The 23,006-nt window shown below is 60.8% G+C and carries 20 protein-coding genes and 1 pseudogene; 13 read left to right on the top strand and 8 right to left on the bottom strand.

The window, feature by feature from the left end; genetic code table 11:
* Window positions 1–8: 8 nt before the first annotated feature.
* Both B9Z48_RS19230 and B9Z48_RS19225 read right to left on the bottom strand, forming a co-directional pair.
* The gene (locus B9Z48_RS19230; protein ID WP_089956099.1) at window positions 9–908 is read right to left on the bottom strand and encodes a diacylglycerol kinase family protein; all 900 of its coding nucleotides are present in this window, start codon (window positions 906–908) and stop codon (window positions 9–11) included.
* Window positions 909–911: 3 nt separating this feature from the next.
* Window positions 912–2,408 carry an AMP nucleosidase gene (locus B9Z48_RS19225; protein ID WP_089956095.1) on the bottom strand — a complete coding sequence of 499 codons (1,497 nt, stop codon included), beginning with the start codon at window positions 2,406–2,408 and terminating at the stop codon, window positions 912–914.
* A gap of 188 nt (window positions 2,409–2,596) precedes the next feature.
* Here B9Z48_RS19225 and B9Z48_RS19220 point away from each other — a divergent pair.
* Window positions 2,597–2,698: pseudogene (locus B9Z48_RS19220) on the top strand (3-keto-5-aminohexanoate cleavage protein); the annotation flags it as partial.
* A gap of 39 nt (window positions 2,699–2,737) precedes the next feature.
* On the opposite strand, the gene B9Z48_RS19215 reads toward B9Z48_RS19220, so the two are convergent.
* From B9Z48_RS19215 to icmF, 3 genes are all read right to left on the bottom strand, one after another.
* A complete protein-coding gene (locus B9Z48_RS19215; RefSeq protein WP_089956092.1) occupies window positions 2,738–3,148 on the bottom strand; it encodes a type II toxin-antitoxin system VapC family toxin in 411 nt (136 codons plus the stop codon).
* A complete protein-coding gene (vapB, locus tag B9Z48_RS19210) occupies window positions 3,145–3,381 on the bottom strand; it encodes a type II toxin-antitoxin system VapB family antitoxin (protein ID WP_089956087.1) in 237 nt (78 codons plus the stop codon). The genes B9Z48_RS19215 and vapB overlap by 4 nt, the downstream gene beginning before the upstream one ends.
* Window positions 3,382–3,492: 111 nt before the next feature.
* Window positions 3,493–6,783: a fused isobutyryl-CoA mutase/GTPase IcmF gene (gene icmF / locus B9Z48_RS19205; protein ID WP_089956083.1), complete on the bottom strand. Its 3,291-nt coding sequence runs from the start codon at window positions 6,781–6,783 to the stop codon at window positions 3,493–3,495.
* 181 nt (window positions 6,784–6,964) lie between these two features.
* Here icmF and B9Z48_RS19200 point away from each other — a divergent pair, with 181 nt between their 5' ends.
* On the top strand, window positions 6,965–7,399 hold the full coding sequence (locus tag B9Z48_RS19200; RefSeq protein ID WP_089956367.1) for a rhodanese-like domain-containing protein: 435 nt from the start codon (window positions 6,965–6,967) through the stop codon (window positions 7,397–7,399).
* A 110-nt stretch (window positions 7,400–7,509) separates the two neighbouring features.
* Here B9Z48_RS19200 and B9Z48_RS19195 read toward each other — a convergent pair whose 3' ends face one another.
* Window positions 7,510–8,940, bottom strand: coding sequence for an amidase (locus tag B9Z48_RS19195; RefSeq protein ID WP_089956079.1), 1,431 nt, complete (start codon window positions 8,938–8,940; stop codon window positions 7,510–7,512).
* A gap of 156 nt (window positions 8,941–9,096) precedes the next feature.
* Between B9Z48_RS19195 and B9Z48_RS19190 the strand changes: the two genes are divergently transcribed.
* The 9 genes from B9Z48_RS19190 to B9Z48_RS19150 all read left to right on the top strand — a co-directional run bounded on the left by B9Z48_RS19190 (window position 9,097) and on the right by B9Z48_RS19150 (window position 19,599).
* On the top strand, window positions 9,097–10,680 hold the full coding sequence (locus tag B9Z48_RS19190) for an ABC transporter substrate-binding protein (RefSeq protein ID WP_089956076.1): 1,584 nt from the start codon (window positions 9,097–9,099) through the stop codon (window positions 10,678–10,680).
* 14 nt (window positions 10,681–10,694) lie between these two features.
* Entirely contained in the window at window positions 10,695–11,648 is a 954-nt protein-coding gene (locus B9Z48_RS19185; protein ID WP_089956072.1) for an ABC transporter permease, read from the top strand.
* Entirely contained in the window at window positions 11,648–12,523 is an 876-nt protein-coding gene (locus B9Z48_RS19180; protein ID WP_089956068.1) for an ABC transporter permease, read from the top strand. The genes B9Z48_RS19185 and B9Z48_RS19180 overlap by 1 nt, the downstream gene beginning before the upstream one ends.
* Window positions 12,523–14,148, top strand: a complete 1,626-nt coding sequence (locus B9Z48_RS19175) for an ABC transporter ATP-binding protein (RefSeq protein ID WP_089956064.1) — start codon at window positions 12,523–12,525, stop codon at window positions 14,146–14,148. Before B9Z48_RS19180 ends, B9Z48_RS19175 begins: the two co-directional genes overlap by 1 nt.
* Window positions 14,149–14,169: 21 nt before the next feature.
* Window positions 14,170–15,669 carry a M81 family metallopeptidase gene (locus B9Z48_RS19170; RefSeq protein WP_089956061.1) on the top strand — a complete coding sequence of 500 codons (1,500 nt, stop codon included), beginning with the start codon at window positions 14,170–14,172 and terminating at the stop codon, window positions 15,667–15,669.
* 48 nt (window positions 15,670–15,717) lie between these two features.
* Window positions 15,718–17,136 (top strand): amidase, encoded by a 1,419-nt coding sequence (locus B9Z48_RS19165; protein WP_089956056.1) that lies wholly within the window; start codon window positions 15,718–15,720, stop codon window positions 17,134–17,136.
* 225 nt (window positions 17,137–17,361) lie between these two features.
* Window positions 17,362–18,309 (top strand): M23 family metallopeptidase, encoded by a 948-nt coding sequence (locus tag B9Z48_RS19160; RefSeq protein WP_108380320.1) that lies wholly within the window; start codon window positions 17,362–17,364, stop codon window positions 18,307–18,309.
* A gap of 63 nt (window positions 18,310–18,372) precedes the next feature.
* On the top strand, window positions 18,373–18,792 hold the full coding sequence (locus B9Z48_RS19155) for a polymer-forming cytoskeletal protein (protein WP_158273323.1): 420 nt from the start codon (window positions 18,373–18,375) through the stop codon (window positions 18,790–18,792).
* 42 nt (window positions 18,793–18,834) lie between these two features.
* The gene (locus tag B9Z48_RS19150; RefSeq protein ID WP_089956047.1) at window positions 18,835–19,599 is read left to right on the top strand and encodes a type III pantothenate kinase; all 765 of its coding nucleotides are present in this window, start codon (window positions 18,835–18,837) and stop codon (window positions 19,597–19,599) included.
* Between the two features lie 21 nt (window positions 19,600–19,620).
* On the opposite strand, the gene B9Z48_RS19145 is transcribed toward B9Z48_RS19150, so the two are convergent.
* Together B9Z48_RS19145 and B9Z48_RS19140 are read right to left on the bottom strand one after the other, a co-directional pair.
* Window positions 19,621–20,286, bottom strand: coding sequence for a TetR/AcrR family transcriptional regulator (locus B9Z48_RS19145; RefSeq protein WP_108380319.1), 666 nt, complete (start codon window positions 20,284–20,286; stop codon window positions 19,621–19,623).
* Window positions 20,287–20,304: 18 nt separating this feature from the next.
* The gene (locus tag B9Z48_RS19140) at window positions 20,305–20,844 is read right to left on the bottom strand and encodes a phasin family protein (protein WP_108380318.1); all 540 of its coding nucleotides are present in this window, start codon (window positions 20,842–20,844) and stop codon (window positions 20,305–20,307) included.
* Between the two features lie 176 nt (window positions 20,845–21,020).
* On the opposite strand from B9Z48_RS19140, the gene rfbB reads away from it, so the two are divergent.
* Both rfbB and rfbD read left to right on the top strand, forming a co-directional pair.
* On the top strand, window positions 21,021–22,085 hold the full coding sequence (gene rfbB / locus B9Z48_RS19135) for a dTDP-glucose 4,6-dehydratase (protein ID WP_108380317.1): 1,065 nt from the start codon (window positions 21,021–21,023) through the stop codon (window positions 22,083–22,085).
* Complete coding sequence (gene rfbD, locus B9Z48_RS19130) at window positions 22,082–22,978, top strand: dTDP-4-dehydrorhamnose reductase (protein WP_108380316.1); 897 nt, start codon at window positions 22,082–22,084, stop codon at window positions 22,976–22,978. Before rfbB ends, rfbD begins: the two co-directional genes overlap by 4 nt.
* Window positions 22,979–23,006: the final 28 nt, after the last annotated feature.

Below are 23,006 nucleotides of genomic sequence, written 5' to 3'. Positions count from 1 at the left end.
AGCAGACATCAATGGCACACCACTTGCAGGCTGGCGGCCTGGCAGCGCACGGACGCGTGCTGTGCTTGACCCAAGTATTCTCCATCAGCGGCCAGGGGCACGCCCTGCGGGCAATCAATCGCCAAGTGCCCATAAGGCCAACTGTTCACGCGTGGGTGGCTCAGGTGCTGGCCGACCAACAGTCTGGGCAGCATGAGCAAGACGCCCAGACGGTCAAACGTGCCCGCCAGCAGGGCGTCAAGCTGGCCGTCGTTCAACTGCGCGTGGGGAACGGCCGGCATGCCCGAGCCGAAGGTGGGTGTGTTCAGGCTGGAGGCAAAGAGGCAGGGGCCTTGGTGTTGGAGTTGCCCATCGCTGTGCACGGTCAGGTGCCAGGTGCGCAGGTGCATCAGCTCGCCCAATGTGGCCCACAGGTAGCGGGGCAAGCCGCGCAGCCACGTTGGCCCATTCAGGGCGCGCCATCCGACGGCGGAGTCAAAGCCCGCCGTCAGGCTGGACAAAAATGGCGTTTCATGGGTCCGGCCCTGCAAGTCGCGCCAGCAGGCCCATCCTGTGTCGATGCTTTGCGCGGGAGCATTCAGTGCCAGGCTCAGGGCTTGCGCCCAGGGCAGACCTAATAGGCCCCAGGCTCGCGCACTGTCGTTGCCGCTGCCCATGGGCACCAGACCCACCGTCAGACGCCGCGCCAGCAAGCTGGGCAGCCAGCGGTTGAGCGTGCCGTCGCCACCCACCACCACCACGCGGCTGCCTTCGGGCAGTGATTGCAGCAGGGTCAGGCTGTCGTTCAAGTTGGTGGGGGCTGCCAAGTGCACGCCCGGGGCATGTGCTGCCAGCCATGCCCGAAGGGCTGGAACGCGTCGTGCCGCACGGCCGCCTTGCGCGTGGGGGTTGAGCAGGACCAGCGTCATGGCTTACTGAAACGCCACTTCGGCAAAGCTGCGCAGCTTGCGGCTGTGCAGTTGTTCGGGGCCTGCGTCGCGCAGCAGCGTCACGGCGCGGATGCCGATTTGCAGGTGCTGGTTGACGCGTTCGCGGTAAAAGTGGTTGGCCATGCCGGGCAGCTTGATCTCGCCGTGCAGCGGCTTGTCGCTCACGCACAGCAAGGTGCCGTAGGGCACCCGAAAGCGAAAACCGTTGGCGGCAATGGTGGCGCTTTCCATGTCGAGGGCCACGGCGCGGCTTTGGCTAAAACGCCTTTGCGGTTTGTTGTCCGGCAGCAGTTCCCAGTTCCGGTTGTCGGTGCTGGCCACGGTGCCGGTGCGCATCAGGCGTTTGAGGTCTGCACCATGACAGCCCGTGACCTCGGACACGGCCTGCTCCAACGCCACCTGCACCTCGGCCAGCGCCGGGATGGGCACCCACAGCGGCAGCTCTTCGTCCAGCACATGGTCTTCGCGCACATAGGCGTGGGCCAGCACGTAGTCGCCCAGCTGCTGCGTGGTGCGCAGGCCCGCGCAGTGGCCCAGCATCAGCCAGGCGTGCGGGCGCAGCACGGCAATGTGGTCGGTGATGGTTTTGGCGTTGGCCGGACCCACACCGATGTTGACCATGGTGATGCCGCTGTGGCCCTTGCGCACCAGGTGGTAGCCGGGCATTTGCGGCAGGCGCGGTGGGGTCTGACCCTGCGCGTCCACGTCCTCGGGTGTCAGGCCCACACGGCGCGTGACCATGTTGCCGGGCTCGACAAAGGCGACGTATTCACTGTCCGGGTTGTGCATCTCGGCACGGCCCAGCGCGATGAACTCGTCGATGTAGAACTGGTAATTGGTGAACAGCACGTAGTTCTGAAACCAGCGGGGTGAGGTGCCGGTGTAGTGGCGCAGGCGTTGCAACGAATAGTCGATGCGTGGCGCGGTGAACAGCGACAGCGGCCGCGCCTCGCTGGCTGCAGGCTCGTGTGTGCCGTTGGCAATGCCGTCGTCCATGGCGGCCAGGTCCGGCAGGTCAAAGACCTCGCGCATCAGGGCCTGGCGCTCGGGGCTCAGGCTGCCTTCCATGTGCTCGTCGTCGGCCCAGGAAAAGTGAATCGGAATCGGTTGGTTGCTGGTGCCCACCTGCAGGCTCACGCCGTGGTTTTGCAGCAGCAGCGCCAGTTGCTGGCGGATGTAGAAAGCAAACAGGTCTGGCCGGGTGAGGGTGGTTTCAAAGCGGCCCGGCTCGGCCACAAAGCCGTAGCTCAGGCGACTGTCCAGCCCCGCGCTTTTGCGGCTGGCGCTGCTGACCTGCACCCGCACAAAGGGGTAAAACGCCCGCACCCGGGTGTCGGTCATGTCCGCGCCCGCCACAAACTCGCGCATGGCCTGGCGCAGGTGGTTCACGCTGTGCTGGTAGATGTGCTGAATTTGCGCCAAGGCGCTGTCGGCATCGTGGTGCTCGGAAGGGGCAATGAAGGGCGGCAGAAGCTGCATGGGGTGTCCTGAAAGGGTCCGTTGAGTTGAGTGGCTCACTGGACATTCTCGGACAGATTCATGACGGGGGTGTGGCCGGCCTCCAATGCCTGTCAGAACTGTCCTGGAGCGCCGCGTGTTGCCTTGGTGGCCCCAAGAGGCCGAGGGCTTGGGCAAGCTGAGGCGCCTCCAAGGGGGTTTCGCTCAACATGGGCTCCAACGTGCTTGTGGGCTTCGAGGACTCGTTGTGGATGGGACCAAGCCAACTGGTCCAGTCGAGCGCACAGCAAGTGCAGCGCATCTGCACCGTGCTGGCGCTCAAGGGCGGGGATCGGGTGAACTTTTGAGGTTCAGTGGGCGTTGACCCAGTTTTCGATGCGAAGGCCGTTAAATCCTCGGAAATCGGCCTCGTTGTTGGTAACAAGGGTTGTGCCCAGCGACAGGGCATGCGCAGCGATCAGTTTGTCCAGCGCGTCTTTTTGGCGTTCTTTGTGGGCGGCACGCAGCGGCCCATAAATGCGTGCAGCGTGGCCTTCAAAAGGGGCTGCTGGAATGTCTTCGAGCAGGCTGTCCAATAAAGCTTGGTTGTGGGCTTTAGCGTCGCCAGAGCAAGCCACACCGAATTCCAATTCAGCCAGCGTGATGGCTGACATCACCACGTCACCCACAAAGCATTCGGCAAATCGGGCTTGCACTTGCGGGGGCTGGTGCTTCATCAAGTAGATGCAGATGTTGGTGTCCAGCATGTATTTGGGTTTCATAAGGCCTCGCGTTGGCCTTCGGTGCTGATGCCCCGACCCTCAGTCATGAAATCTGGTGAAAACCGTGCCAGCTTGCCCAGCACGTCGCCCATGCGCTTGCGGGCCGGGCGAATGCGCAATTCGTCACCGATGCGCTCAATGTCCAAGTCGATGTCCCAACTCCCATAAGCCAGTTCGGCTGGAATGCGCACGGCTTGGGAGTTGCCGTTTTTGAAGAGTTTGGTGTTGGCCATATTTTCCTTTTGTTAGGATGTACAGGTACATCTTAGCAAAAAAGAAACGGCTTGTACATCCGTGGATGTACAAGCCGTTGGGCCTAAGCGGTGATCAAACCGCCGAGCATCTCACATATTGCGTCGGTACTGACCACCCACCTCAAACAGCGCGTTGGTGATCTGACCGAGCGAGCACACGCGCACCGCGTCCATCAGCACTTCAAACACGTTGCCGTTGTCGATCACGGCTTGTTGCAGGCGTTTGAGCATGGCGGGCGATTCCTTCGCGTGCAGGGCGTGGAAGTCGTTCAGGCGCTTGAGTTGGCTCTGCTTTTCTTCCTCGGTCGAGCGGGCCAGCTCCAGCGTTTCTATGACTTCGTCGCCCTTGGGGTTGCGGAAGGTGTTGACGCCGATGATGGGCAGCTCGCCGGTGTGCTTGAGCATCTCGTAGTGCATGGATTCGTCTTGGATCTTGCCGCGTTGGTAGCCGGTTTCCATCGCGCCCAGCACGCCGCCGCGCTCGGCGATTTTTTCGAACTCGGCCAGAACGGCTTCTTCCAGCAACTCGGTCAACTCTTCGATGATGAAGGCGCCTTGGCTCGGGTTCTCGTTCTTGGCCAGGCCCCACTCGCGGTTGATGATCATCTGGATCGCCATGGCGCGGCGCACCGAGTCTTCGGTGGGCGTGGTGATGGCTTCGTCAAACGCGTTCGTATGGAGTGAGTTGCAGTTGTCGTAGATCGCGATCAGCGCTTGCAGCGTGGTGCGGATGTCGTTGAACTGGATCTCTTGCGCGTGAAGCGAGCGGCCCGAAGTCTGGATGTGGTACTTGAGCTTTTGGCTGCGCTCGTTCGCGCCGTATTTTTCTTTCATGGCCACAGCCCAGATGCGACGTGCTACGCGGCCGAGCACGGTGTATTCCGGGTCCATGCCGTTGCTGAAGAAGAAGCTCAAGTTCGGCGCGAAGTCGTCGATGTGCATGCCACGCGCCAGGTACGCTTCCACAAAGGTGAAGCCGTTGGACAGCGTGAAGGCCAGCTGGCTGATCGGGTTGGCCCCGGCTTCGGCGATGTGGTAACCCGAGATGGACACCGAGTAGAAGTTGCGCACGTCGTGGTGCACAAAATACTGTGCGATGTCGCCCATCACTTTGAGTGAAAACTCGGTCGAGAAGATGCAGGTGTTCTGGCCCTGGTCTTCTTTCAAGATGTCGGCCTGCACCGTGCCACGCACATTGGCCAACACCCATTCGCGGATCTTGGCGGCTTCGGTCTCGGTCGGCTCGCGGCCGTTGTCGGCTGTGAATTTGTCGAGGTTCTGGTCGATGGCCGTGTTCATGAACATGGCCAGGATGGACGGCGCGGGGCCGTTGATGGTCATCGACACGCTGGTGGTCGGGTTGCACAGGTCAAAGCCCGAGTACAGCACCTTCATATCGTCCAGCGTGGCCACGTTCACGCCCGAGTTGCCGATCTTGCCGTAGATGTCGGGGCGCAGGTCGGGGTCGTTGCCGTACAGCGTGACCGAGTCGAACGCGGTGGACAAGCGCTTGGCAGGCAGACCTTCGCTCACCAACTTGAAGCGGCGGTTGGTGCGGAAGGGGTCGCCTTCACCGGCAAACATGCGAGTGGGGTCTTCGCCCTCGCGCTTGAAGGCGAAGGTGCCTGCGGTGTAGGGGTAGCTGCCCGGCACGTTGTCCAGCATCAACCACTTGAGCACTTCGCCGTCGTCTTCGTACTTGGGCAGTGCGACCTTACGGATGGTGGTGCCACTCAGGGATTTGGTGGTGAGCGCCGTGCGAATCTCTTTGTCGCGGATTTTCACCACGTATTCATCGCCTGCGTAGGCTTTTTGCATGTCGGGCCACTGGGCCAGCAACTTGCGGGCGGTGGGATCTTGCGTTTGTTCGCGGCTCACGGCCAGGTCAATGGCGGCTTCGGCGGCTTTGGCGCGGCCGGACTTGCCCACTTCGAGCATGCGGGCCGCAGCGCGCAGTTGCTGGATTTCGCGAGCCAAGCGCGACTGGTCAATGGCGCGTTTTTTGTAGCCGCGCACGGTGTCGCTGATCTCGGCCAAATAGCGGGTGCGCGAGGAGGGCACCACCGGGTTCTGGTGGGTGCTGTAGCGCACGCTGACCACCGGCAAACGGCCTTCGGTGGTCTGCATGCCCAGTTCTGCCAGGCGCGTTTTGAGTGCTTGGTACAGGGCCGTCACGCCGTCGTCGTTGAAGCGCGCCGCCATGGTGCCAAACACCGGCATCTGCTCGGTCGGCACGGTCCAGGCTTCTTTGTTGCGCTGCACCTGTTTGGCCACGTCGCGCAGGGCGTCAGACGCGCCTTTGCGGTCGAACTTGTTGATGGCCACGAACTCGGCAAAGTCCAGCATGTCGATTTTTTCGAGCTGGCTGGCCGCGCCAAATTCGGGCGTCATCACGTACATGGGCACGTCCACATGCGGCACGATGGCCGCGTCGCCTTGGCCAATGCCCGAGGTTTCGACCACGATCACGTCAAAGCCGGCCACCTTGCAGGCCGCCACCACGTCGGGCAGGGCGGCAGAAATTTCACTGCCAAAGTCACGCGTGGCCAGCGAGCGCATGAACACGCGCGGGCCTTGTGACCAAGGCGAGATGGCATTCATGCGGATGCGGTCGCCCAGCAGGGCACCACCGCTCTTGCGGCGCGAGGGGTCGATCGAGATGACCGCCACGCGCAGCGCATCGTCCTGGTCCAGACGCAAGCGGCGGATCAGCTCGTCGGTGAGCGAAGACTTGCCCGCACCGCCGGTGCCGGTGATGCCCAACACGGGCACTTTCTTTTGTGCAGCTTGCTCGCGTACAGCCGCCACCACGCTGGCATCGGCTTTGTCGTTTTCCAAAGCGGTGATCAACTGTGCCAGTGCCCGCCAATTCATCTCGTCGTGACCCTGAATCGCGTCCACGGTTTTGGGGGCCAAGGGGCTCACGTCTTGGTCGCAGCGCATGACCATCTCACCGATCATCCCGGCCAGGCCCATTTTTTGGCCGTCTTCGGGGCTGAAAATCCGCACGCCTTTGTCGGCCAAAGCGCGAATCTCGGCCGGCACGATCACGCCGCCGCCACCGCCAAACACCTTGATGTGCTCGCCGCCACGGGCCTTGAGCAAATCGACCATGTAGCTGAAGTATTCGTTGTGCCCGCCTTGGTAAGAGCTGATGGCGATGCCTTGGGCGTCTTCTTGCAGGGCGGCGGTCACCACCTCGTCGACCGAGCGGTTGTGGCCCAGGTGGATGACTTCGGCGCCCATGCTTTGCAAGATGCGGCGCATGATGTTGATGGCGGCGTCGTGGCCATCAAACAGAGAAGCGGCGGTGACAAAACGCACCTTGTTCGTGGGGCGGTATTCGGCCAGGGCTTTGAATTCGGCGGACAGGTCGGTCATGGGGTCTCCGTTGGCGGGCGATCTGAATGGCTTTGACGTTGACGTAAACGTCAACCAAAACCCGCATCTTAGCCGCTGCAGCCTGTCCTGTCACTGACACCGGAGAAGCTTGGCCAAAAGCTATGATTCCAGCCCGATCTGGGACTCAGCCCGAGGCCCATGCACAGACTCCATGCCCATCATGACCGAACCATCTACCTCTATTGCTCAAGACGTTCAACCTGCCGCTGGCTACGCAGGCGACATTTCACCGCAGTTGGCCTGGGCCTGGGTGCAGTCGGGCGAGGCCGAACTGGTGGATGTGCGCACCGACGCGGAACGCGCCTGGGTGGGCTTTGTGCCAGGGGCCCATGCCGTGGCCTGGAAACAGTGGCCCGGCATGGCCATGAACCCGGGGTTTGACGCAGGCGTGCAGGCTTTGGGTGCGGGCGGCAAAAAGCTGGTGCTGCTGTGCCGCAGCGGTGTGCGTTCGATCGCCGCCGCCCAGCGTGCCACCGAGCTGGGCCTGTTGGCCTACAACATCCTTGAAGGCTTTGAGGGCGATCCCGACGAGCAGGCCCACCGGGGCCTCAAGGGTGGCTGGCGCTTGCGCGGCCTGCCTTGGCAACAAAACTGAGCCTGTCCTTGGTTTCAAGCAGTGACCGTGGCTTAAGAATGATGGATCCAGGATCGAGTCCGGGATGACGAGCATTTGTCACCCCGGGCGAAGACCCGGGGTCCATGGATTCAAACGCCAGGCGGGCGGCGGTTGATCATCTCTTGGTTGGCCATTTCATAGGCATGGGCCAGTTTCAACAGCGCCAAATCCCCTTGTGGTTTGCCAATCAGGGCCAGGCCCATGGGCAGGCCGTTCTCGCCAAAGCCTGCGGGCACGCTGATCGAGGGCAAGCCTGCAAATGTGGCGTAAATCACCACCTCCATCCAGCGGTGGTAGGTGTCCATGCTCTGGCCCGCCACGCTCTGTGGCCAGCGCTGGCTCACATCAAAAGGCCAAACCTGGGCAACGGGAATGGCCAGCATGTCGAATTTTTCAAACAAGGCCAGCATGCTCATGTAAAACCGTGTGCGGCTGGCGCTGGCAGACATCAATTGGGCACCGGTCAGGTTGAGCGATTGGTCATGCTCCCACAGGGCCTCAGGTTTGATGTGGGCGCGGTTGGCCGGGTTGATCAGGAACGGTGCAATGCGTGGCCCCACCAAAGCCTGACGCCACACCAGCCAGGCTTGCCAAATTTGCTCAGGTGGCATGCCCAGCCGCGCTTCGTCCACGGTGCAGCCCATGCCCGACAAGCTGTTCAGCGCCGATTCGCACACATCCAAAACGCCTTCTTCCATGGGCAGGTAGCCCTGCAGGTTGCCCAGCCAGCCGATGCGCTGGCCCTTGGGGTCCATGTCCAGCGTGCCCGCAAACACAGCCGGGTCATCGCTCAGACTCAAGGGGCTGGAGGGGTGCGCTCCGGCCTGCACCGACAGCAGCATGGCCAGATCGGCCACATGGCGAGCCATGGGCCCTTCGGTGGCCAGTTGGGCAATGAACACGTCTTGCGCGGGGGACATGGGCACGCGGCCTTGCGAGGGGCGCAGGCCAAACACATGGTTCCAGCCCGCCGGGTTGCGCAAGCTGCCCATGAAGTCCGAGCCATCGGCAACGGGCAGGAGGCGTTGCGCCAGCGCCACAGCCGCACCGCCGCTGCTGCCGCCGGCCGATTTGCTCGGGTCCCAGGCGTTGCGGGTCGGGCCAAAGACTTCGTTGAAGGTGTGAGAGCCCAGGCCAAATTCGGGGGTGTTGGTTTTGCCGATGACGATGGCACCGGCCGCTTTGGTGCGCTGGACCATGAGCCCGTCCTCGCTGGCCACAAAGTCTTTCATGAGGGGGCTGCCCAAAGTGGTGCGCAGGCCTTGTGCATTGGCCAAATCCTTGATGGCTTGGGGCATGCCGTGCATCCAGCCCATGGATTCACCCCGGGCCAACTGGGCATCGCGCTCGCGTGCTTGTGCCATCAAAAGTTCGGGTTCTTGCAGGCTGACGATGGCATTGGACTGCGGATTGAGTCGTGCAATGCGATCGAGGGTGGCCTGCATCACTTCCTGGCACGACACCTGCTTGAGATGAATGGCGCGGGACAAATTCAGTGCAGAGGTATCAGGGTTGACCATGTGGTAAATCTCTCGGTTGAACTTGTATTATGAATTTGGCAAGGGGCCTTGCAACCACTGGTAAAAACCCCGACCCCGATTTGCGCAAAGGTGACGCCCGATCTTTTTGAAAGCTGTCATCATGAAATTTCAACTGTTCCATTTGGAGATCTGACCATGAAGAGACGTGTTCTGTTTGCCGCCACCGGCTTGTTGGGTTTGAGCATGCTGGCCCCCGTGGTGGCCCAAGCTCAAGACAACAAGGTGTTCCGCTTTGTGCCGCACGCCAACTTGGCCGTGTTGGACCCCATCTGGACCACAGCCTATGTGACGCGCAACCACGCTTACATGATTTACGACACCCTGTTCTCGGAAGACGCTCAGGGCAACATCAAGCCCCAGATGGTGGACACCTACACCAACTCGCCCGACCGTAAGACTTGGACTTTCAAGCTGCGCAGTGGTCTGGAGTTCCACGACGGCAAACCGGTCACCAGTGAAGACGTGGTGGCCTCGCTCAAGCGCTGGGCCAGCCGTGACGCCATGGGCGGCATTTTGAACACCTTCATCGACCGCTACGAAACCCCCGACGCCAGCACCTTCCGCATGATCCTCAAGGAGCCCAGCGGCATCGTGATCGACGCCTTGGGCAAGGCCTCGTCCAACGTGCCCTTCATCATGCCTGCACGCATTGCGGCCACGCCCGGCGCTGAGCAAATCAAGGAGCACATTGGTTCGGGCCCCTTCATCTTCAAGGCCGACGAGTTCAAGCCCGGTGCCCTGGCCGTGTACACGCGCAATGCCAAATACAAGCCCCGCGCAGAAGCCCCCAGTGGCATGGCCGGTGGCCGTCCGGTCAACTTTGACCGTGTGGAGTGGGTCATCATCCGCGATCCACAAACCCAGTTCAACGCCATCAAAGCCGGTGAAGTGGACATGGTCGAGCAGCCCAGCTTCGAGCAGTACGAGACCCTCAAGAAAACCGAAGGTTTGAAGGTCGATGACTTCTCGCCAGCGGGCTTGCAGTTCATCATGCGCTTTAACCACCTGCACAAGCCTTTTGACAACCCCAAAATCCGTCAGGCCGCCATGGTGGCGATGGGCCAGCAGGCCTACATCAACACCCAGATTGGCGTGCCCGAGTTGGGCAAGCTGTGCCGCAGCATTTTCCCTTGCGGCACCACCTATGCGGATGAAAACACCGGTTACTTCACAGGCATTGCCAACCCGGCCAAAGCCCGCGAAATGCTCAAAGAAGCGGGTTACGACAACACCCCTGTGCTCTTGATGCGCCCCACCGATCTGGCCTCGATCGCCAAGATCCCTTTGGTGGCCAAGCAGCAACTCGAAGCCGCAGGTTTTAAGGTGGACTTCCAGCAAATGGACTGGGCGTCCTTGTTGGCACGCCGTGCCAAGAAAGACGCACCTGCAGCGGGTGGCTGGAACGCTTTCCTGACCGCTTGGACAGCGGGCGACATCTCCAACCCGCTGGCCATGGCCATGCTGAACGCCAAGGGCGACACCGGTTGGTTCGGCTGGCAGAACGAGCCGCGCATTGAGACCTTGAAGGCCAGCTTCGCCCGTGCAGGCACCACCGAGGAGAAAAAGAAAATCGCCAGCCAGATCCAGGCCGTTGCCTTCGAAACGGCCACCCATGCACCTTTGGGGCAGTACCGTTCGCCCACGGTGATCCGCAGCAATGTGAGCGGCATTTTGCAAACGCCCGGTATCCCGGTCATGTGGAACATCAAGAAAAACTGATCAGGTTCTGAGCGATGTTTCAATTCGTCCTGCGCCGCTTGCTGGCGGTGCTGCCGGTCCTGCTCGTCGTGTCGTTGGTGGTCTTCCTCATCTTGAGGTTGGCCCCCGGTGACCCGGCGGCGGTCATTGCTGGCAACAGCGCCACCAACGAAGACATCAACCGCATCCGTGAACAACTGGGTCTGGATCGCTCGATCCTGTCCCAGTACTTCATCTGGATCGGGCGGGTGTTCCAGGGCGATCTGGGGTATTCGTATTACCTGAGCAAGCCCGTCACCGAGCTGATCGCGCAGCGCATCGAGCCCACCTTGTCGCTGGCGGCTGGCACTTTGGTGCTGGCCATCGCGGTGGCCATTCCCTTGGGAACCATCGCTGCTTGGCGCATGGGCGGCTGGCTCGACAAAATCCTGTCCGGTTTTTCCGTGGCCGGGTTTTCGGTGCCGGTGTTTGTGGTCGGCTACTTGCTGATTTACCTGTTTGCCATTCGTCTGGACTGGTTGCCGGTGCAAGGTTACAAGGCCTTGTTCGGGCCGCGCAGTGTCGGGGTGTGGGACTGGATGCGGCAACTGATCTTGCCCTGGATGACGCTGGCCATGATTTATGTGGCGCTGATTGCACGGGTGACCCGAGCCAGCGTCTCCGAAGCCCTGACCGAAGACTACATCCGCACGGCTCGGGCCAAAGGGTTGACCGAAAGCGTGGTGTTGCTGCGTCACGCCCTGAGCAATGCAGCGGTGCCCATCGTCACCGTGATCGGCATTGGCGTGGCTTTGCTCATTGGCGGGGTGGTGGTGACCGAGACGGTGTACGCCATTCCGGGCCTGGGCATGCTCACGGTGGATGCGGTGCTCAACCGCGACTTCCCGGTGATCCAGGGACTGGTCCTGCTGTTTTCATGCGCCTACGTGTTCATCAACCTCATGGTCGATTTGAGCTACCTCTTTCTTGATCCGAGGATCCGTTACTGATGTCAGTCTCTCATCGTTTGTGGGCCAATGGCTCAATCCGGTTTGGTGCCGTGGTGCTCGGGTTCATGGTGCTGGTGTCCTTGCTGGCACCTTGGCTGGGCACGGTCGACCCGTCCGCCATGGACTCCAACTTCATCAACAAACCCGCAGGGCTCAAGGGCGACTTCACCTTGCTCGACGGCAGCACGGTGGCCCACACCTTCTGGTTGGGCACCGACAGCTTTGGCCGCGACCTGTACAGCCGTGTGGTGTATGGGGCCCAAGTGTCTTTGCTGGTGGGCGGTTTCACCGCTGCGCTGGCGCTGGCTTTGGGCGGCTTTCTGGGCATGATGGCGGGCTACTTCCGGCAAGTCGATGCGGTGCTCATGCGCTTCATGGACGGCCTGATGGCCATTCCCGCCATCTTGCTGGCCATTGCGCTGGTGGCCGCACTGGGGGCGCAGGTGGCCACGGTGGTGGTGGCCATCGCCATCCCCGAGGTGCCGCGTGTGACGCGCCTGGTGCGCTCTTTGGTGCTGAGTTTGCGTGAAGAGCCTTTTGTGGAAGCAGCCCGTGCGCTGGCCACGCCCACGCCGGTCATTTTGTGGCGGCACATCTTGCCCAATGCCTTGGCGCCGCTGATTGTGCAGGGCACCTTTGTGGCCGCATCTGCGGTGCTGACCGAAGCGATTTTGAGTTTTCTGGGCCTGGGTCTGCCGCCTGACATCCCCACATGGGGCAACATCATGGCCGAGGGGCGTGTGCAGTTCAGCCAGTACCCCGGCAACGTGCTCTACCCCGCTTTGTTTTTGGTGCCCACGGTGCTGGCTGTGAATTTGTTGGGAGATGGTTTGCGCGACGTGCTCGATCCCAAGTTTGCGAAAAGGGGAGCGTGATGAGCGCTGTATCTGCTCAACCTGTCCTGACCATCCGCCAACTCTCGGTGGCCCTGCCTGCGGGTGGTGACCGGGCGCACGCGGTGCACCAGGTGTCGCTCAGCATCCTGCCTGGCCAGACCTTGTGTGTGGTGGGCGAGTCGGGCTCGGGCAAGTCGGTCATGGCCACCACCGTGATGGGCTTGCTGGCCAAAGAGCTGCGCCCCAGCGAGGGTGAAATTTTGTTGCAAGGCGAGTCCTTGCTCGGTGCCTCGGCCACGCGTTTGCGGGCCTTGCGTGGGCGCAGCATGGGCATGGTGTTCCAAGAGCCCATGACCGCGCTCAACCCGGTCATGACCTGCGGCGACCAGGTCGACGAGTTGCTCTCGACCCACACCGACTGGCCCCGCGACCAGCGTCGCGCCGAAATTTTGCGCATCTTTGAAAGGGTGCGTCTGCCTGATCCTGAGCGCATGCTGCGCAGCTACCCGCACCAGCTCAGCGGTGGGCAGCGTCAACGCATCGTGATCGCCATGGCCGTGGTGCTCAAGCCCGCCCTGATCATTTGCGACGAGCCGACCACGGCCCTGGATGTGACCACGCAAAAGGAAATTTTGCGTTTGATTGCCGACCTGCAGCGCGAGCAAGGCAGCGCGGTGCTGTTCATCACCCACGACATGGGTGTGGTGGCCGAAATTGCCAACGATGTGCTGGTGATGAACCAAGGCGAAGCCGTGGAAGGCGGGCCCTGTGAGCAGGTCTTGCGTCGCCCCAAGGCCGAGTACACGCGCCAGTTGCTCGCAGCCGTGCCGGGCATGACACCGCCTGCCGCCAAACCCGCCTTCAGTGGCCCGGCATTGCTGTCGGGCCAAGGCGTGGGCAAAACCTACGCCAGCCGCGACTGGATGGGCCGCAACCGCGCCAATGCAGCCTTGCAAAACGCGCATGTGGCGGTGCACGCGGGCGAGACCGTGGGCATTGTGGGCGAGTCCGGTTCGGGCAAGTCCACCTTTGCCCGTTGCCTGATCCGCCTGATCGATCCGACCGAGGGCCGCATCTTGTGGGGCGACGACGAGGTGGCCACTTTGCCCGAGGGACGCTTGCGTCCCTTGCGCAACCGGGTGCAAGTGGTCTTCCAGGACCCGAACCGCTCGCTCAACCCGCGCCGCACGGTGGGCCAGTCCATGGTCGAAGGGGCCATGAACTTTGGCCAGTCACGCGCCGAGGCCGAAGCCTTGGCTGCCGAGCTGATGACGCAGGTGCGTTTGCCGGTCGAGGCGCTGCAGCGCTACCCCAGTCAATTCAGCGGCGGTCAACGGCAACGCCTGGCCATTGCGCGAGCGCTGGCTTGTCGGCCCCAAGTGTTGGTGGCCGACGAGGCGGTGAGCGCCCTCGATGTGAGCGTGCAGGCACAGATTCTGAATTTGCTGCGCGAAATCCAGGGCCGTCTGGGTCTGGGTTTACTTTTTATCACCCACGACCTGCGTGTGGCCGCCCAGTTGTGCGACCGCGTGATCGTGATGCACCAAGGCCTCATTGTCGAAGAAGGCCCCACCGCCGCGCTTTACGCCAACCCTCAACAAGACTACACGCGCCGCCTGCTCCAAGCTGCGCCTGCCGCTTTGCCGCCGCTCGAATCGGCTTGATCTGTCACACCCAACGCGCACATGACCCGTATCCTGATCGCTGGTTACCAGCACGAGACCAATACCTTTGCCCCCAGCCTGGCCGATTGGGCCGCCTTCCAAAGCGGCGAGGCCTTTCCGGCCTATGTGCGTGGGCAGGCCATGATCGACCAGATGACGGGCGTGAACATCCCGGCGGGCGGTTTCATTGACGCGGCGCGGCGCGAAGGCTGGCAACTGCTGCCCTCGGCCTGGGCCGGGGCCACGCCCTCTTCTTATGTGACCCAAGACGCGTTTGAGCGCATCTGCGCGGCCATTGTCGAAGACGTTCGTGCGGCTTTGGTTCAGGGCTTGGACGGGGTGTACCTCGATCTGCATGGCGCGGCCGTGGCCGAAAACGCCGACGACAGCGAAGGCGAACTGATCGCCCGGATCCGCGCGGTGGTTGGCCCCAAGCTGCCCATTGTGGCCAGCTTGGACCTTCACGCCAATGTGACCGAGCGCATGCTGCAGCTGTCCGATGGCCTGGTCGCCTACCGCACCTACCCGCACATCGACATGGCCGAGACCGGCGAGCGCGCAGCCATCTTGCTGCGCGAGCATTTGCGAGCAGGCGGCAAGCGCCCCATGCAAGCGCGTCGCCTGCCATTCTTGATTCCCCTCAACGCACAAAGCACCTGGATGGCCCCGGCCAAAGACCTGTACGACGAGATGATCGCGCTGGAGTCTCAAACCGGTTGCATGCTCAGTTTTTGCATGGGCTTTCCGGCGTCTGACTTTGACGAATGCGGTCCCGTGGTTTGGGGCCATGGACCGCAGGCTGACATGGCGGTGCAGCGCTTGTTTGAGCGCGTGGCCGAACCCGGTCAGTGGCGTCCCGATGTGCTGCCTGCCCGCGAGGCGGTGACCCAAGCCCTGGCCACGGCCGAGGTGTCGGCCGCCCCCGTGGTCATGGCCGACACACAAGACAACCCGGGCGCAGGCGGTGACAGCAACACCACCGGCATGCTGCATGCCTTGTTGCAACAAGGTGCAGGCCAGCGCTGGCCTGGCCAGGTGGCGCTGGGCTTGTTGTACGACCCCGAAGCCGCCCGCATGGCCCATGCTGCTGGGGTGGGGGCCAGCTTGCAGCTGGCTTTGGGCAAAGCGGTGCCCACTTTCACGGGCGAGGCGAGTGACCCGCCCTTGCAGGGGCGCTTCACGGTGCGGGCTTTGGGGCCGGATTATTGCGAGCTCAAAGGCCCGATGATGACCGGCATGAAAGCCCACATCGGCCCTTGTGCATGCCTCGAAATCGACGGCGTGCTGATCGCCGTGGCCAGCGGCAAGATGCAGATGCTCGACCGCGAACTGTTTCGCGCCGTGGGCATCCACCCCGAGCAGATGAAGCTGCTGGTGGTCAAAAGCTCCAACCATTTCCGGGCCGACTTCACCCCCATCGCCAGCCGCGTGCTGGTGGCCAAAGCGGCCGGCCCCATGGCTGCCGATCCGGGCGACTTGCCCTGGAAAAAACTCAGTCCCAACACCCGCACTCGGCCTTGATGCGATTTGACAGCCAGGCTTTTGAATTTTCTTGAAGAGGCACACCCCATGAGCGAGACACCCCAAGACCTGACCCAAGCCCCCGCCCACGAACTGCTGGCGCTGTACCGCAGTGGCCAGGCCTCACCGGTGGAAGTCACCCAGGCGGTGCTCTCGCGCATCGAGCGTGTCAACCCGCAAATCAACGCCTTCTGTTTGGTGGACGAAAAAGCTGCACTGACCAGCGCCCGTGCCAGCGAAGCCCGTTGGCAAGCGCACCGCCAGCAAGGCACGCCCGTGGGCGCATTGGACGGTGTGCCCACCTCCATCAAAGATCTGATCCTCACCCAAGGCTGGCCTACTCTGCGCGGCAGCCGCACCATTGACCCGAACCAGCCCTGGGATGTGGACGCCCCGGCCACCGCCCGCCTGCGAGAAGCGGGAGCGGTCTTGCTGGGCAAAACCACCACGCCCGAGTTTGGCTGCAAGGGCGAGACCAATTCGCCGGCCACTGGCATCACCCGCAACCCCTGGAACCTGAACCACACCCCTGGCGGCTCTTCAGGCGGCACAGCTGCCGCTGTGGCCGCAGGCCTGGGGCCCATTGGTGTGGGCACTGACGGTGCGGGCAGCGTGCGCATTCCGGCGGCTTTTTGCGGCAACGTGGGCTTGAAACCCAGCTTTGGCCGCGTGCCGGCCTACCCTTTGTCACCCTTTGGCTCGGTGGCCCACTTGGGCCCGCACACCATGAGCGTGCGCGACGCCGCCTTGATGACCAACGTGCTCAAGCAGCCCGATGCCCGCGACTGGACATCGCTGCCCCCAGATGCCAGCGACTACACCGTGGGCCTGGAAGACGGCATCCGAGGCCTGCGCATCGCCTATTCACCCACTTTGGGTTATGCGAAGAACGTGCACCCTGAGATCGCTGCGGCGGTCGATGCCGCTGTGCAGCAACTGCAAGCGCTGGGCGCTCATGTGGAGCAGATCGATCCCGGATTTGAAGACCCGCTCGAGATCACCACGGGCCTGTGGTTTTTGGGGGCTTACACCGTGTGGAAGGGCTTGAGTGCCGAGCAGCAGGCCGTGGCCGACCCCGACTTCCAAGCCGAGGCCGAGTTCGGGGCGCAATTGAGCGCCTTGCAAATCCAGCAACTCAACCAACGCCGTGGCGTGCTGGGCTCACACATGCGTCAGTTCATGCAGCGTTATGACCTGCTGGTCACCCCCGCTGTGTCGATCCCGGCGTTCGAGGCGCGTGCGGCCGGCACGGTGGCCATGAATCCTGTGTCCATGCTCGGCTGGACGCCCTTCAGCTACCCCTTCAACCTCACCCAGCAGCCCGCCATCACCGTCCCCTGCGGCCTGACCCGCAGCGGCCTGCCCATGGGCTTGCAGATTGTGGGTCCGATGTTTGGCGACGCCTTGGTGCTGCGTGCAGCCCGCGCTTACGAGTCGGTGATGCCCGTTGCCCGACCTGTGATTTGAGCGGGTCACAAGCCAGTCGCTGTGCCAGTTAGAGGGAATCCAGGCAGCAAGGTCTCAGGGGTCTTGCTGACTTGGCGCTGAATTGTTTGAACTGTTTTTTTAACGCTCAATATTCGTTTATCGGTAAATTCAAAGTCTAAATATTATTCAGTAATGATTACATTTTGAATATTTTATGATCTAATTTGAAGAGCTTTTGTCTGCAGTGCAGACCTTGGAGTTCTTATGCAATTGATTTGGGTGGCTGGCCCTGCGGCCCAAGTGGTGACTGTCTCCATCACGGCACGCAAAGTGTTGATGGCCCTGTTTGCTGTGTCCAGTTTTTTGTTGATTCTTGGATTTGTTTTTAACTTTGTCGGTCTCAGGGTCGCCATTGAGTACGCCCCTGAGTTGGCCCACCGCATGGGCGGTGTGACCAGTCAAACCGAGCAAATGAAAACAGAAGCGCTCTATCGAACCAAATTGGACATTTTGAATCAGCAGTTGGGCTTGGTCACCCGGCAACTCGGTGAAATGGAACGCATCAAAAACGATGTGCTGGGTCGATTGGGGGTTGAAAAACTCTTGCCAGTCTCCGGTGCACCCAAGAGCAACAACTCTTGGGGAAGAGGGGGGCCATTGAATTTGTTGCCCGTTTGGGGGTCTAAAACCTTGCTGAGCCAGCAATTGGATGCCACCGAAGAGCTGTTGGTTCAATATGAAAAAATCTTGAGCAACATGCAGGCGAATTGGCAAAAAGACTTGGATCGCCTCGACTTGGTCCCGACCCAGTTGCCCTTGTCCGGTGAGTTTTTGTTGACCAGCTCGTTTGGGGTGCGTGCCGACCCCATGACCCACTTGCCCAGCATGCACGAAGGCATTGATTTTGTGGCACCTGTCGGAACACCCGTGTTGGCCACGGCACCGGGGCAAGTCTTGCGGGCAGAGTACTCGGGGGCCTACGGCAACATGGTGGAGGTGAGTCATCAAGATGGCTTTGTCACGCGCTATGCGCATTTGAAAACCATCTTTGTCAAACCGGGTCAATTCATTCGTCGTGAAGAGACATTGGGAACCTTGGGCAATACCGGTCGGTCCACTGGGCCGCATTTGCATTACGAAGTCTTGTTGCGTGGTCAGCCCATGCATCCCGCCAAGGCCTTGGCCGCTTGGTCGCGCCATTCAGTTCAATGAAATTTTGAAACGCAAGGAGACAATATGTTTGGAAAAAAAAAGACGAACAACACGCCTTTAGTCATGAGTCAGGAAAAGTTTGACACCCTGATTGGGCGTCACGCCGAAATACACGGATGTTTGCGTTTGCAAGAAAGTGTTCGCATCGATGGCAAGGTGGTGGGCAACATCGAAGCCCCCAAAGACTCTGCCATCTCGGTGGTGATCGGGCCCATGGGGGAAATTTTGGGCGATGTGATGGCCAGTCGGATCATTGTGGCGGGCAAAGTCGCTGGCAACATCCATGCGTATGAACGGGTGGAGTTGATGTCGAGCGCCTTGGTTCAAGGCGACATCAAATACGCATCGATTGCAGTCGAGCACGGTGCCAAGCTGCTGGGATTGTTGTTGCAGGTGGACACGTCGTCCGAGGCCCCGTCCAAATCGGACCGCGACGCACAGGACGCGATTCGCAAAGCACAAAACGCAGGACAAGGGCACTGAAGCTTTCTGCGGGCACCGGATGAAATTCATTATCATCGGTGCATGACCTTTTTAGCCCTTGATGTTGGCAACACCCGCCTGAAATGGGCGTTGTATGACCGACCCCATCCGCAAGCCAGTTTGCTGGCCCATGGTGCCGAATTTCTGGAAAACATCGACCGATTGTCAGAGGGGCCATGGGCTCAACTGCCTGAACCAGACCAGATGTTGGGCTGTGTTGTCGCGGGTGATGCGATCAAGCGCCGTGTTCAAGAGCAGATGGATTTGTGGGATTTCACGCCCCACTGGGTGGTACCGGGCTTGCATGAAGCGGGTTTGACCAATGGTTATGACCACCCCTCACGCCTGGGGGCTGACCGTTGGGTCGCCATGATTGGCGCCCGTCAGCGCATGTGGGAAAAGGGACCCCAGCGCCCCTTGGTGGTCGTCATGGTTGGCACCGCTGTGACGGTCGAAGCCATTGACGAGGAAGGACGCTTTTTGGGCGGTCTGATTTTGCCGGGTCACGGCATCATGCTGCGGGCGCTGGAATCGGGAACGGCCGGTTTGCATGTGCCGACCGGGGAAGTTCGCCCTTTTCCGACCAACACCAGCGATGCCCTGACCAGTGGTGGCACCTATGCCATCGCCGGAGCTTGTGAACGCATGGTGCAGCACCTGCGTGAATACACCGGGCAAGAGCCCATGTGCGTGATGACCGGCGGTGCAGGCTGGAAAATGGCCCCCAGCATGTCGGTCCAGTTTGAGTTGGTGGATAACCTGATTTTTGATGGTTTGCTGACCATTGCCGCTCAGCGTTTTGGCTGACGTGAGGCGCTTTCTTGGGCCTCAGGTCGCAGGAAGGCTGTAGGCGGCCGTCAGGCTTTGCAAGTGTGAGCGCAGTTCTGCACTGGCCATGTAGGGGGTCAACAAGGCCAAAACATGGCGTGCACCCCGTGTCAAAGCCAGGTCTGCACTGGCCGGCTCCATGGCTTGTCTGGGGTTGCGAACATATTCAAAGCTGAGCCAATAAGTGACCATGACCGACATGCTGGCCGACAAGGTTTCAATGCTGTCGGGGTCGATGTGCATCAGGCCTGCCGCAGCCATTGATTCAAGCATCAAGCGCAAAGCATGGGTTTTGCGTTCGAGCACTTGGTGAAAGTGCGTTTCAAGATGCCGGTTACCTGACAAGAGGTTGTTCAAGTCGCGGTACAAAAACCGGAAAGCCCAGATTTGTTCAAACAAAGAATGCAAAAAGAACCAAGCCCCTTTGGTGTCTTGAACATCGGGAGCGGCTTCCAGCAGTTCCAGCATCGCCGTTTCGTATTGGTCAAACAAATGGTTGACCAAAGCATCCTTGGAGGGGAAATGGTAATAAAGGTTGCCAGGGCTGATGTTCAATTCGGCGGAAATCACCGTGGTGGAGACATTGGGCTCACCATAGCGGTTGAACAAGTCCAGTGTGACCTCCGCGATGCGCAAGGCCGTGCGACGGGGGGCTTTTTTGGCCATGACGCGCCCTGATGGGGGTTAGTCCGCAGCGCGGCGCGAAGATTTGACAGGGGCCCGCTGCGGTTTGGTTTTGGCACTCGCAGTCAAGCCTGACTTGGCGGCTTGTTTTTTCGCCGGTGCAGCTTTGCTTTTGGGCGCATCGGTGCCGTTGGCCTGCAAAATTTGGTTCAGCTGTTCTTGCAATTGGTCTACACGGGCCTGCAGCAGCTGCATGTCGCCCATGGAGGGCATGCCCAGTCGGTGCAGCGCTTTGGCCACGCGTTCTTCAAACAAGTGTTCCAGACGGTCGACGCGCACAACGCTTTGCTGCCCCAAATCACTGGCCATGTGGGTCAGCCGCTCGGTGGCTTCGTGCAGACGTTGTTGTGCCTCGGCTTGGCTCTTGCGCTGAAAGGCCAGCCCATCGTTGACCAGGGCCTCAATCGCTTTGGTGCCTTGTTCTTGGGCTTTGGCCATGGCCCCCAGGCCTGCCAGCCAGATGTGCTGGGCAGGTGGGGTTGGGGTGTCGGTGAGGGGTGAAGAGGCCGGATTTTTGGAGGTATCGAACGATTTGACCATGGCGTATTTCCTGCAGAAGCAAACACTTTAACCTGCACACAAAAAGTACGCATGAATGTTCAGAGCCTGATGACCTGTGTCTGCGTTCAATGGTTCTAAAATCAAGGCTTTGTAGCGCATGACTTCCGTTCTTTGGGGTGTGCGGCCATTGCAATGACTCACATCTCGATACGACCATGACCTTACTTGTTACCGGCGGTGCCGGATTCATCGGTGCCAATTTTGTGCTGGACTGGCTCGCCCAGAGCCAAGAGCCTGTTGTCAACCTCGACAAACTCACTTACGCAGGCAACCCTGAAACATTGGCCAGTTTGCAAGGCGATGCCCGACACCAGTTGGTGCAAGGTGATATTGGTGACGTCGATTTGGTGCGGCAGTTGTTGGCCGAGCATCGGCCACGGGCGGTGGTCAACTTTGCCGCTGAAAGCCATGTGGACCGCTCCATTCATGGGCCCGGTGATTTCATCCATACCAACATCGTGGGCACCTTCAATTTGCTCGAATCGGTGCGGGGTTATTGGAGTGCGTTGCCACAAGCCGATCAGCAGGCTTTTCGCTTTTTGCATGTCTCGACCGATGAGGTCTATGGGTCTTTGGGGCACGCGGACCCGGCCTTTACCGAAAACCATCGCTACGAACCCAACAGCCCCTACAGCGCGAGCAAAGCGGCATCTGACCATTTGGTGCGGGCCTGGCACCACACCTATGGCTTGCCGGTGGTGACCACCAACTGCAGCAACAACTATGGGCCTTACCATTTTCCTGAAAAACTCATCCCCTTGATGATCGTGAACGCCTTGGCTGGCAAACCCTTGCCTGTCTATGGTGACGGCATGCAAATTCGCGATTGGCTGTATGTCAAAGACCATTGCAGCGCCATTCGCCGGGTTTTGGAGGCGGGTCGTTTGGGCGAAACCTACAACGTGGGGGGGTGGAACGAAAAACCCAACATCGACATTGTGAAAACCATTTGCCAGCTGCTCGACGAGATGCGCCCCAAAGCCGATGGCAGCAGCTATGCCAGCCAGATCAGTTATGTGACCGATCGGCCAGGTCACGACCGCCGATACGCGATTGACGCCCGCAAACTTGAAGCCGAATTGGGCTGGAAGCCTGCCGAGACCTTTGAAACCGGCATTCGCAAAACAGTGCAGTGGTACCTTGCCCACCCTGAATGGGTGAGCAATGTGCAAAGTGGGGCCTACCGCGAGTGGGTGCAAAAACAGTACAGCGCCTCATGAGAGTTCTGCTTTTGGGCAAAAACGGCCAAGTGGGTTGGGAGTTGCAACGCAGCTTGGCCCCGCTGGGCGAGGTGTTGGCGCTGGACAGGCACAGCCGTGATTTTTGTGGTGACCTCAGTCAACCCGAGCGTTTGGCGCAAACCGTGTTGGCTTACCGACCCGATGTGATCGTGAACGCGGCCGCGCACACGGCGGTAGACAAAGCCGAGTCCGAAACCCCTTTGGCACGTTGCCTCAATGCCACGGCACCGGCCGCGCTGGCGCAGGCGGCCGCCGATACGGGCGCTTGGCTGGTGCATTATTCGACCGACTATGTGTTCAATGGGCAAGGTGGCCAGGCTTGGCAAGAAGACGATGCCACGGGCCCGCTCAGCGTCTATGGACAAACCAAACTGGAAGGCGAGCAGGCCATTGCGCAGCGCTGCGCCAAGCACCTGATTTTTCGCACCAGTTGGGTGTACGGCGCACGCGGGGGCAATTTTGCCCGCACCATGCTGCGTTTGGCCAGTGAGCGCGAGCGCCTGACGGTCATCGATGACCAGCATGGCGCACCCACAGGCGCCGATTTGATCGCCGATGTCACGGCCCATGCCATTCGGCAGGTCTTGGCGGCACCCCATGATTCCCTGGCCGGCATTTACCATCTGGTGGCCAGCGGTGAAACCACATGGCACGGCTACGCCAGTCATGTGGTGGCCCAAGCCCGTCGCATGAAGCCTGAACTGGATTTGAAGGTCAAGGAGGTCGTGGCGGTGCCCACTTCAGCGTTTGTGACACCTGCTCAGCGCCCACTCAATTCGAGGCTCAGCACGCGCAAGCTGCAGCAGACCTTTGGTTTGGTGTTGCCGCCTTGGCAGCAAGGGGTCGATCGGCTGCTGACCGAGATCCTCTGACGCGCGACAGGCTTGGGGCACAATTCCC

This window comes from Limnohabitans sp. WS1 (genome assembly GCF_003063265.1).
Lineage (GTDB): Bacteria > Pseudomonadota > Gammaproteobacteria > Burkholderiales > Burkholderiaceae_C > Limnohabitans_A.
The sequence above is the reverse complement of the archived record's forward strand: the minus strand, read 5'-3'. Positions and strand labels throughout refer to the sequence as shown.

Bases quoted from the DNA above. Each gene is read 5' to 3' on its own strand.
- B9Z48_RS19160 (WP_108380320.1), top strand. From the start codon at position 17,362: ATGCAATTGATTTGGGTGGCTGGCCCTGCGGCCCAAGTGGTGACTGTC.
- B9Z48_RS19190 (WP_089956076.1), top strand. From the start codon at position 9,097: ATGAAGAGACGTGTTCTGTTTGCCGCCACCGGCTTGTTGGGTTTGAGC.
- icmF (WP_089956083.1), bottom strand. From the start codon at position 6,783: ATGACCGACCTGTCCGCCGAATTCAAAGCCCTGGCCGAATACCGCCCC.
- B9Z48_RS19180 (WP_089956068.1), top strand. From the start codon at position 11,648: ATGTCAGTCTCTCATCGTTTGTGGGCCAATGGCTCAATCCGGTTTGGT.
- B9Z48_RS19195 (WP_089956079.1), bottom strand. From the start codon at position 8,940: ATGGTCAACCCTGATACCTCTGCACTGAATTTGTCCCGCGCCATTCAT.
- B9Z48_RS19145 (WP_108380319.1), bottom strand. From the start codon at position 20,286: ATGGCCAAAAAAGCCCCCCGTCGCACGGCCTTGCGCATCGCGGAGGTC.
- B9Z48_RS19170 (WP_089956061.1), top strand. From the start codon at position 14,170: ATGACCCGTATCCTGATCGCTGGTTACCAGCACGAGACCAATACCTTT.
- B9Z48_RS19150 (WP_089956047.1), top strand. From the start codon at position 18,835: ATGACCTTTTTAGCCCTTGATGTTGGCAACACCCGCCTGAAATGGGCG.
- B9Z48_RS19175 (WP_089956064.1), top strand. From the start codon at position 12,523: ATGAGCGCTGTATCTGCTCAACCTGTCCTGACCATCCGCCAACTCTCG.
- B9Z48_RS19185 (WP_089956072.1), top strand. From the start codon at position 10,695: ATGTTTCAATTCGTCCTGCGCCGCTTGCTGGCGGTGCTGCCGGTCCTG.
- B9Z48_RS19200 (WP_089956367.1), top strand. From the start codon at position 6,965: ATGACCGAACCATCTACCTCTATTGCTCAAGACGTTCAACCTGCCGCT.
- B9Z48_RS19230 (WP_089956099.1), bottom strand. From the start codon at position 908: ATGACGCTGGTCCTGCTCAACCCCCACGCGCAAGGCGGCCGTGCGGCA.
- B9Z48_RS19155 (WP_158273323.1), top strand. From the start codon at position 18,373: ATGAGTCAGGAAAAGTTTGACACCCTGATTGGGCGTCACGCCGAAATA.
- rfbD (WP_108380316.1), top strand. From the start codon at position 22,082: ATGAGAGTTCTGCTTTTGGGCAAAAACGGCCAAGTGGGTTGGGAGTTG.
- B9Z48_RS19165 (WP_089956056.1), top strand. From the start codon at position 15,718: ATGAGCGAGACACCCCAAGACCTGACCCAAGCCCCCGCCCACGAACTG.
- vapB (WP_089956087.1), bottom strand. From the start codon at position 3,381: ATGGCCAACACCAAACTCTTCAAAAACGGCAACTCCCAAGCCGTGCGC.
- B9Z48_RS19225 (WP_089956095.1), bottom strand. From the start codon at position 2,408: ATGCAGCTTCTGCCGCCCTTCATTGCCCCTTCCGAGCACCACGATGCC.
- rfbB (WP_108380317.1), top strand. From the start codon at position 21,021: ATGACCTTACTTGTTACCGGCGGTGCCGGATTCATCGGTGCCAATTTT.
- B9Z48_RS19140 (WP_108380318.1), bottom strand. From the start codon at position 20,844: ATGGTCAAATCGTTCGATACCTCCAAAAATCCGGCCTCTTCACCCCTC.
- B9Z48_RS19215 (WP_089956092.1), bottom strand. From the start codon at position 3,148: ATGAAACCCAAATACATGCTGGACACCAACATCTGCATCTACTTGATG.